The 8883-nt window shown below is 74.5% G+C and carries 9 protein-coding genes and 1 tRNA gene; 3 read left to right on the top strand and 7 right to left on the bottom strand.

The window, feature by feature from the left end; genetic code table 11:
• Positions 1 to 53: 53 nt before the first annotated feature.
• Genes A6V29_RS09930 through A6V29_RS09920 form a run of 3 tightly spaced genes read right to left on the bottom strand, consistent with a single transcriptional unit; the run spans position 54 to position 3802 of the window.
• Complete coding sequence (locus tag A6V29_RS09930) at positions 54 to 1757, bottom strand: GTPase domain-containing protein (protein WP_137160141.1); 1704 nt, start codon at positions 1755 to 1757, stop codon at positions 54 to 56.
• A 45-nt stretch (positions 1758 to 1802) separates the two neighbouring features.
• On the bottom strand, positions 1803 to 2603 hold the full coding sequence (locus A6V29_RS09925; RefSeq protein ID WP_137160144.1) for a crotonase/enoyl-CoA hydratase family protein: 801 nt from the start codon (positions 2601 to 2603) through the stop codon (positions 1803 to 1805).
• Positions 2604 to 2608: 5 nt separating this feature from the next.
• A complete protein-coding gene (locus tag A6V29_RS09920) occupies positions 2609 to 3802 on the bottom strand; it encodes an acyl-CoA dehydrogenase family protein (RefSeq protein ID WP_170977811.1) in 1194 nt (397 codons plus the stop codon).
• Positions 3803 to 3863: 61 nt separating this feature from the next.
• On the opposite strand from A6V29_RS09920, the gene dapA reads away from it, so the two are divergent.
• Together dapA and A6V29_RS09910 are read left to right on the top strand one after the other, a co-directional pair.
• Positions 3864 to 4766 carry a 4-hydroxy-tetrahydrodipicolinate synthase gene (gene dapA / locus A6V29_RS09915; protein WP_137160140.1) on the top strand — a complete coding sequence of 301 codons (903 nt, stop codon included), beginning with the start codon at positions 3864 to 3866 and terminating at the stop codon, positions 4764 to 4766.
• 211 nt (positions 4767 to 4977) lie between these two features.
• Positions 4978 to 5220 (top strand): hypothetical protein, encoded by a 243-nt coding sequence (locus A6V29_RS09910; RefSeq protein WP_137160139.1) that lies wholly within the window; start codon positions 4978 to 4980, stop codon positions 5218 to 5220.
• 4 nt (positions 5221 to 5224) lie between these two features.
• Here the strand turns inward: A6V29_RS09910 and A6V29_RS09905 are convergent, their stop codons facing one another.
• The 4 genes from A6V29_RS09905 to A6V29_RS09890 all read right to left on the bottom strand — a co-directional run bounded on the left by A6V29_RS09905 (position 5225) and on the right by A6V29_RS09890 (position 8386).
• Positions 5225 to 5506 carry a ubiquitin-like small modifier protein 1 gene (locus A6V29_RS09905; RefSeq protein ID WP_137160138.1) on the bottom strand — a complete coding sequence of 94 codons (282 nt, stop codon included), beginning with the start codon at positions 5504 to 5506 and terminating at the stop codon, positions 5225 to 5227.
• Positions 5507 to 5516: 10 nt separating this feature from the next.
• Positions 5517 to 6596, bottom strand: a complete 1080-nt coding sequence (locus tag A6V29_RS09900) for a sialidase family protein (protein WP_137160137.1) — start codon at positions 6594 to 6596, stop codon at positions 5517 to 5519.
• A 56-nt stretch (positions 6597 to 6652) separates the two neighbouring features.
• Positions 6653 to 7132, bottom strand: coding sequence for a hypothetical protein (locus A6V29_RS09895; RefSeq protein WP_212719196.1), 480 nt, complete (start codon positions 7130 to 7132; stop codon positions 6653 to 6655).
• A gap of 87 nt (positions 7133 to 7219) precedes the next feature.
• Positions 7220 to 8386, bottom strand: a complete 1167-nt coding sequence (locus A6V29_RS09890; RefSeq protein ID WP_249933147.1) for a L,D-transpeptidase — start codon at positions 8384 to 8386, stop codon at positions 7220 to 7222.
• Positions 8387 to 8572: 186 nt separating this feature from the next.
• Between A6V29_RS09890 and A6V29_RS09885 the strand changes: the two genes are divergently transcribed.
• Positions 8573 to 8645, top strand: a tRNA-Lys gene (locus A6V29_RS09885).
• Positions 8646 to 8883 lie beyond the last annotated feature (238 nt).

Here is an 8883-nt window from a genome sequence, read left to right as displayed (position 1 = left end):
GCGCAGCGCCGCGAGGCGGTCGGTCAGCGGCAGCCCGCCGCGGTTCCGCCGGCTCACCGCTGCGCCCGCCGGGCCGCGCTCAGCTCGGCGGCCGCCGCCCGCAGGTCGTCGATGCTGCCGGGCGGGGGCGCGGCCGCGTCCACCAACGCGTCGAACCGCTGCCGCTCGCCGGTGAGCAGCCGGTCGGTGCGCTGCTCCAGGTCCTTGCGGGCCCGGGCGGCGAGCGCCCGCACGGCGGAGTCGCCGAAGACGGCCTCGAGCACCCGCTGTCCCACCGCGGTGGTGCCGCCGGCCACCGCGACTTCACCGCCGGTCAGCCCGCCGGTCGAGGCGAAGACCGCGACCATGACCACGGCCCCCGCGCCGTTGACGCCCCAGGAGAGCGTGCGCGCGCGGGTCCGCTTGCCGGCTCCCTCGCTGCGCACCAGGTCCAGGACGGCGCCCTGCCAGTTCCGGACCTCGGCCGATGCGCGCTCCGGGAACTCCGGGGCGGCGGCCTCGAGCTCGGCCTGCCGGCCGGCGAGCAGGCCGGGGCCACCCGGCGTCCCCCGCCAGGCGGTCACCGTCCGCTCGGCCGCCTCGTCCGCGGCGTCCCGCAGGAGCACCTCCACCCCCGACTCCAGCGCCTGCTGCAGCCCGGCGCCGGCCGAGGGCCGGCCGGTGAGCGTCGCGGTGATCCGGTCGCGCAACCGGCCGACCTGGCCCTGGAGCGTGCGCATCCACTCCCCCGTGCCGACGAACTCCTGCCACCGGGCGAGCACCTCGCCGCGCAGCAGGGCGCCGCCGGCCACGCCGTCGGAGACCGACGTGCAGGCCCGCTCGTAGGCGGCCTCGGCGCCGGCCCGCAGCGCGTCCGCCGCCTCGGCCTGCCGCACGACCGCCTGCACCACGGCGTCCACCCGGGCGTCGAGGCTGTCCAGCGCCCCGGCCAGCGTCTGCCGGACCACGGCGGCGCGCTGCTCCTGGTCGGCGGCCAGGCCGTGCAGCCAGGTCCGCAGCGGCTCGACCTGGTCCTCGGGGAGGAGGCCGTCGTTCAGCGGCCGCTCCTCCACGACGAACAGCCGGGCCCCGCTCAGGCCGGCAGCGCGGAGCATCCCGGTCAGGTCGTCGGCGATCTCGCGGGTGGCCTCCGGGGGTACCCGGTCGAGGACGACGGCCAGCGCGGTGCCGCGCTCCTGCGCCGTGCGCAGCAGCTCCCACGGGACGGCGTCGGCGTAGCGGGCCGCCGTCGTCACGAAGATCCACAGGTCAGCGGCCGCGAGCAGCTGCCCGGCCAGTTCGCGGTTGGTCTCGACGACCGAGTCGACGTCCGGGGCGTCGAGGACCGCCAGCCCGGGCGGCAGCGCGTCGCTGACCAACAGCCGCAGCCCCCCGGTGACCTCGCCCTCGCCGGTGGTGCGGGCCAGGCCAGGCAGCACCCGATCGCCGGCGAAGGCGTCCCGGTCGGCCGGGGAGCACACCAGGACCGGCGCGCGGGTGGTCGGCCGGAGGACGCCGGCGGTGGTCACGTGCGCGCCGAGCAGGCTGTTGACCAGGGTCGACTTGCCGGCGCCGGTGGAGCCGCCGACGACGGCCAGCAGGGGCGCGTCGAGGTCCCGCAGCCGCGGCAGCAGGTAGTCGTCGACCTGGTCGACGACGGCGCGGGCGGCTCTGCTCGCGTCGTCCCGGCCGGGGACGTCGAGGTGCAGGGGCGCCTCGTCCAGCCGGTCGCGCAGCGCCTCCAGCGCGTCGGGCAGCCGCGGCGCAGAGGTGCTCATGACCGGCATATCTGCCCCCTGCATCGGCCGCTCACCCCTGGTGATTCAGCGGGCCGTCCACCGCGGCGGCCGCTTCTCCGCGAACGCCGCGATCCCCTCGGCGGCGTCGTCCGAGGCCAGCAGCCGGCCCATCTCCTCCGCGGAGCGCCGCCACAGCTCGGCCTCCGCCGGCCGGTCGCCATCCACCATGCCGAGGGCCAGGCGCTTGCTGGCCTGCACCGCCAGCGGTGCGTTGGCAGAGACGGCCTCCGCCATCCGCATCGCCGTCGGCACCACGTCGGCGGCCGGGACGACCTCGTTGACCAGGCCCCAGCGCAGCGCCTCCGCGGCGCTCATCGGCTCGCCGGTGAGGACCAGCCGCATCGCGACCTTGTGGGGCAGTTGCTCGGGCAACCGGAAGACCCCGCCTGCGGCGGCCAACAGGCCGCGCGTGACCTCGGGGACGCCGAAGGTGGCGTGCTCGGCGGCGACGACGAGGTCGGCGGCGAGCGCCAGCTCCGTGCCGCCGCCCAGCGCCGCACCGTTGACCGCCGCGATGACCGGCGTGCTCGTCGGGTGCCGCACGACACCGGCGAAGCCGTACTGCTCGCGGCCCGGCACGATCGCCCGCTCCCCACGGGCCAGGGCCTTGAGATCGGCGCCCGCGGAGAAGGCCTGGTCGCCGGCGCCGGTGAGCACGAGGCAGCGGATCTCCGGATCGGCCTCCGCGGCGTCGAAGGCGTCGGCCAGGCGGGTGGCGACGTCGAGGTCCAGGGCGTTGCGCGCTCGCGGCCGGTTGATCGTGACCAGCAGGACGGAGCCGGTCTGCTCGGTGAGAACCGTCGCGGCGGGCTGCTCGGGAGACATCACCGTCACAGGCCCAGCGACCGGCCGATGATCTCCTTCATGATCTCGGTCGTCCCGCCGTAGATCGTCTGCACGCGCGAGTTCAGGTACGCCTTCGCCACCGGGTACTCGAGCATGTAGCCGTAGCCGCCGTGCAGCTGCAGGCAGCGGTCGATGACGCGCTTCTGCAGCTCCGTCGTCCACCACTTGCTCATGGCGGCGTCCTCGACGGTGAACCGCCCGGCGTTGTGCTCGAGGATCGCCTTCTCCAGATAGGTCTCGGCGATGGTGACCTCGGTGTGCATCTCGGCCAGCTCGAAGCGGGTGTTCTGGAACTTCCCGATCGGCTTGCCGAAGGCGGTGCGGTCCTTGCAGTACTGGACCGTGTAGTCGAGGACGATCCGCGCCGACGCGACCGCGCCGGCGGCGATCGACAACCGCTCCTGCGGCAGGTTGTTCATCAGGTGGAAGAAGCCGTGCCCCTCGGTGCCGACCAGGTTGGTGGCGGGCACGCGGACGTCGGTGAAGAACAGCTCGGCGGTGTCCTGCGCGCGCAGGCCGATCTTGTCGAGCTTGCGGCCCCGCTCGAACCCGGGCATGCCGCGCTCGACGGCGAGCAGGGAGAAGCCGCGGGCGCCGGCCTCGGGGTCGGTGCGGGCCACGACCAGCACGAGGTCGGAGAGGATGCCGTTGGTGATGAAGGTCTTCTGGCCGTTGAGGATCCAGTCGTCGCCGTCGCGCACCGCCGTCGTCTTCAGGCCCTGCAGGTCCGAGCCCGCGCCCGGCTCGCTCATCGCGATGGCGGTGATGATCTCGCCGCGCACGAACCCGGGCAGCCAGCGCTGCTTCTGCTCGTCGGTGCACAGCTCGGTCAGGTACGGGGCGACGACGTCGTTGTGCAGGGTGAAGCCGAGCCCGCTCGCGCCGGCGCGGCCGACCTCGGCGGTGAGGATGGCGTTGTAGCGGAAGTCCTTGACCCCACCGCCGCCGTACTCCTCCGGGACGTCCATGCCCAGCAGCCCCTGCTGACCGGCGGCCAGCCAGACCTCGCGGTCGACCTGCCCGGCCTGCTCCCACGCCTCGGTGTGCGGGACGGCCTCCTTGGCCAGGAACTCGCGCACGGTGGCGCGGAACGCCTCGTGCTCGGCCTCGTAGAGCGCGGACTGCACAAGCCACCCCCGGTCGGAGAACACCTCCCGGCCGGAGGCTGCGGTCAACATACCGGTCAGCGCTGACCGCGCCGAGGCCGAACGGACACCGCGGATCGGTAGGTTCTCCGGCATGTCCGGCCCCTCCGCGCGACGGCCGTTCGGGGCTCTGCTGACCGCGATGGTCACGCCGATGACCGCCGACGGCGACCTCGACCTGGACGCCGCCGCACGGCTCGCGGTCCACCTGATCGACTCCGGCTCCGACGGGCTGGTGCTCAGCGGCACCACCGGCGAGGCGCCGACGACGTCGGACCGGGAGAAGGCCGACCTGATCCGTGCCGTGCGCGACGCCGTCGGCCACCGCGGCGTCGTCCTGTCCGGCGCCGGCTCCTACGACACCAGGCACGCGGTGGAGCTGGCCCGCGCTGCGGCCGACGCGGGCGCCGACGGCCTGCTGGCGGTGACGCCGTACTACTCCCGGCCCTCGCAGGACGGCGTCGTCGCGCACCTGACCGCCGTCGCCGACGCCACCGACCTGCCGGTGATGCTCTACGACGTCCCGGCGCGGACCGGGCTGCGGCTGAGCCCCGACTCGCTGCGGCGCCTGGCCGAGCACCCGCGCATCTGGGCGGTGAAGGACGCGACAGGTGACCCGGTGGCGGCGCTGCGGCTGATCCCCGAGACCGGGCTGGCCTGGTACTCCGGGGACGACGGCGTGCTGCTGCCGTTCCTCTCGGTGGGCGCCGTCGGGCTGGTGAGCATGGCCGGGCACCTGGTCGGCGACCGGCTGGCGCGGGTCATCGCCCTGGCCGAGGCGGGCGAGCCGCGGGAGGCGCGCGAGCTGTTCAGGTCGACGCTGCCCGCCGTCGACCTGATCTGCGGCAGCGGCAACGGCGCGCTCCGCTCGAAGTTGGCCCTGAACCTGCTCGGCCTGCTCCCCTCGGCGGCCATGCGGCTCCCGCAGCTGCCCGCCGGCCCGGAGGAGGTCGAGGAGGTCCGGGCCGCGCTGGCCGTCGCACTCGGCCGGGAGTAGCGGCACGCCGCCGCGAGGGCCTCGCAGTACCTCGACCGCGCGGTGCGGCAGCCGAACCCGCCGTACACCGCGCGCCTCGCGGCCACACCGCGAGGTCGAGGGCGGGCCGCGGACCGGCGATCCCGCGACGGGTGGGACGGGTGTGACGGGTGCGCCGAACACGCGCCCGGCGGTGCTGGCCCCGGGGGGCGGCGGCTCGGACCCTGGCGGCATGACCAGCGTCTACGCGTACGGCACGGCACACGCGGTGGTGATGGTCGGCGCCTTCGGCGCGGAAGGTCTCAAGCCCCGGCAGATCGGTCCGGCGCACGCCACGATCGGTCGCGTGAGCGGGCAGAGCCGCAAGGCGCTGTGCGGGGCCTACGTCTCCATCGACGAGCAGCAGCCGTGGCCGCCGGAGGGGTACGAGGAGCAGCAGCTCTGCCCCACGTGCGCGGAGCTCGCCGCACTCTGACCGGCTACCCCCCGGCGACCGAGGGGAGCACCTGCACCTCGGCGCCGTCGGTCACCGGGGTGCGCAGGCCGCCCGCGTACCGCACGTCCTCGCCGTCGACGTAGACGTTCACGAAGCGCCGGACGGTGCCGGTCTCGTCGCGGATCCGGCGGCACAGCACCGGGTGCTCTGCCGCCAGCGCGTCCAGGACGTCGGCCAGCGTGCCGCCGTCCGGCTGGAGCTCCAGGTGGCGCGCGCCGCCCGCGAGCCCGGCGAGGGCCCCGGGCAGCAGCACCTGCACGGTCACCGTCGTCCCCTCACGGCAGCCGGTACGCGCGGACGGCGAGGACGTCGGCCTGGTGGTCGACCACCAGGCCGAACGTGTCGCCCTCGTCGGCGCTGGCGTACACGCACCCGTCGCGCGTGCCGAGGTAGACGCCGGTCGGGTCGCCCTCGTCGACGCAGAACGCGTCCCGCATGACCGCCGTCCACGCCGCGTCGGGCAGGCCGGCGGAGGACTCCGTCCAGGTCGCGCCGGCGTCCCGGGTGCGGTGTACGCGGAGTCGCCCGTCCGGTGGCACCCGCTGCATGTCGGCGACCAGCGGCACCACCCACGCCGTCCCGGGTGCGGACAGCGAGGTCGCGATCGGGAAGCCGAAGTCGGCCGGCAGCCCGTCGGCGATCGACGTCCACCGCCCGCCGGCGTCGTCGGTGCGGAACACCCCGAAGTGGTTCTGGGCGTACATGCGGTCGGGGTCGCCGGCGTCGACGGCGACCTTGTGCACGCACTGGCCGTACTCGGGCGGCTCGGGCAGGAACGGGGCGGTGATCCCGCGGTTGCGGGGCTCCCAGCCGTCGCGGCCGTTCTCGCTGACGTAGACGCCGCCGGTGCTCATCGCGACGGTCACCCGCTCGGTCGCGGCGTCGGGCAGCACGGTGTGCACCGCTCCCCCACCGCCGCCGGGCTCCCAGGTGGGCCGGTGCGGGTGGTCCCAGAGCCCCCGGACCAGCTCGAAGGAGCAGCCGCCGTCGGTGCTGCGCCACAGCGACTGCGGCTCACAGCCGGCCCACACGACGTCGGGCCGGTCGGCGGTGTCGGGCCGCAGCTGCCACACGCGCAGCAGCGCCGCGCCGGCGTCCTCCGGGAACCTGATGCCGCCGTGCTCGGTCTCCTGCCAGGTGGCACCGAGGTCGTCGGACCACATGACCGTCGGCCCCCAGTGCCCGTACTGGATGCCGGCCAGGAGGCGCGGCGTCGGGCGCCGCGTGTCGACGCAGACGGCCGCGACCTCCTGGGCCAGGAGGTGCGGTCCGTCGACGGTCCACGACCTCCGGTCGTCCTCGCTGCGGGCCAGCCACAGCCCCTTGCGCGTCCCGATGGCGAGCAGATCGGTCATGGCGCTCCTCCCGGATCGACGGTCCTGGTGCATTGGACCGCCGGGGAGGGGAAAAGTCAGCGGCGCGTGGCACCACCCGTGCCGTGCTCGTCGGGGCGCGGTTCCGTGACACCGTCCGCCGGGACCCCGTCCGGCTGGACGGCGTGCCGGCCGGCGGTGCCGCGACCGTCATCGACAGTCGTCGTGCCACCGGACACGAGGTCCGGGGCGGCCTTCTGCGCGCTGGCTCGCAACCTGTCGGCCTCGGAGCGGTCCTCGTCGGCGCGGGCGGCGCGCTCCCGCGCCTCCTGCTCGGCCAGGGCGGCGCGCTCCTGGACCTCGGCCAGTTCGCGACGGGCCTGCGCGGACTGCTCCTCGGCGAGTGCCCGCTCCTTCTCCGCGCGGGCCGACCTCACCTGCGCCTCCTGCAGGTGCTCGCGGGCCTGCTCCCGCTTGCGCGCCTGCGCGATGCGCGAGCGCTTGCTCAGCAGCAGGGCGAGCACCACGACCACTGCCACGGCCAGGACGACCAGCAGCACGATGAGCCACGTATCCACGGTGGACCTCCCTCGAGTCGCCCCGGAGGGTGCCCGTCGGCCGACCCCCGGAAACGCCCGCGGACGGCCGTGATCAGCGCGGACGCGTCACTTCAGCGCGCTGCCGGCCTGCCACTCGTCCCAGGGGATGGTCCAGTCGTAGACGTCGGAGCGCAGGGCGCCGGCGCTCGACCCGCGGATCTCGACGACGTCGCCGGGGCGGGTGAACTCGAAGTACCACCGGGCGTTCTCGGTGGAGAGGTTGATGCAGCCGTGCGACACGTTCTCGCGCCCCTGCTGGGCCACTGACCACGGCGCCGCGTGCACGAACTCGCCGCTGTCGGAGATCCGGACGGCGTACTCGACCGGCGTGCGGTAGCCCTCGGGGCTGTCGACCGGCACGCCGTAGGTGCTGGAGTCCATGATCCGGTCGCGGTTCATCTCGGTGACCACGTGCGCGCCGTTGTAGCTCGGGTTCTTCGGGCTGCCGGCGCTCATCGGGAAGGTCTGCACCAGCCGATCGCCGTCGTAGACCTCCATCGTGTGGGTGGAGGCGTCGGCGATGGAGACGTGCTTCGCACCGATGCTGAAGGACACGGTCCGGTCCTTCTCGCCCCAGACGCCCTCGCCGAAGTCGACGCCGTAGAGCTTCGCGTCGAGGGTGACGTCGGTGTTCGCCGGCCAGTACTGCGAGGGCCGGAAGTGCACCTCGGTGTCGCTGAACCAGTTCCACACCCCGTCGGTGGCGGTGGACGACGTGACCACGAGGTTGCGTTCGACTGCGGCCTTGTCGGCCACCGGGTCGTCGAACCACACGCGGATCGGCATGCCGACGCCGACGGTCTGGCCGTCCAGCGGGCCGATGGACGGCGTCGACAGCGCGGCCGGCGTCACCGTGGTGAAGGTGGCCGACGCCTCGGTCTCCTCGTCGGCGTCGTTGGCCGCCGTCGCGGTGAGGGTGTAGGTCGTGCCGTACGCGAGCGGGCTCTCCGGCGTCCAGACCTCGGCACCGGTGTCGGTCTCCGCGAGCTCTCCCGGGACGGCGGCGCCGGCGTCGTCGACCAGGGCGACCTCGGCGAGCTCGCCGTCGGTGACGGAGATCTCCAGCGGGACGAGCGGCGAGACATCGGTGGCACCGTCCTCGGGGGCGAGGACCACCTGCGCCGGCGCGGTCTCGACGGCCGCGTCGTCCGATCCGCTGCCGCCGCCGTCCCCACCGCACCCGGCCAGGAACACCAGCGTTCCCGCGGCCATGGCCGCCGCTGCTCGCCGCACCCCGCGACTCCTCTCACCGCCCGCACCACCCACTGGGTGCAGCCACTCCAGTGTCCACGTCCGGACGGTGCGGTGACGTGCGCCGACGGCACACGGGCGGGTGTGTCGAGGACCTCGTCGGCGTCCTGCTCCCCGGCCGTGGGGGCGCTGGTATCGTTTCCCCTCGTCGCCCGGCCTGCCGGGCGCGCGCCATTAGCTCAATTGGCAGAGCAGCTGACTCTTAATCAGCGGGTTCGGGGTTCGAGTCCCTGATGGCGCACCCATCCGGTCCATCCGGCCGGGGGCTGGTCTCGGCCGGCATCTCGCCGGTGAGCAGCCACATGTAGTCGACGCCGGTCCGCTGGCTGATCTCCCGAGCGATGTCGACGATGCGTCGCGGCGACACGCCGTCGCGCTCCCACGATCGCCACGACTCGACGGGGATGCCACAGGCGACGGCGGCCTCCTTGACGTTCCCCCACCCCATGCGCTGCCTGACCAGCGCAAGGCGCGCGCCG

Origin of the sequence: Blastococcus sp. CCUG 61487, from assembly GCF_005222955.1 — a bacterium.
GTDB lineage: Bacteria > Actinomycetota > Actinomycetes > Mycobacteriales > Geodermatophilaceae > Blastococcus.
This window is presented reverse-complemented; position numbering and strand designations above follow the sequence as displayed.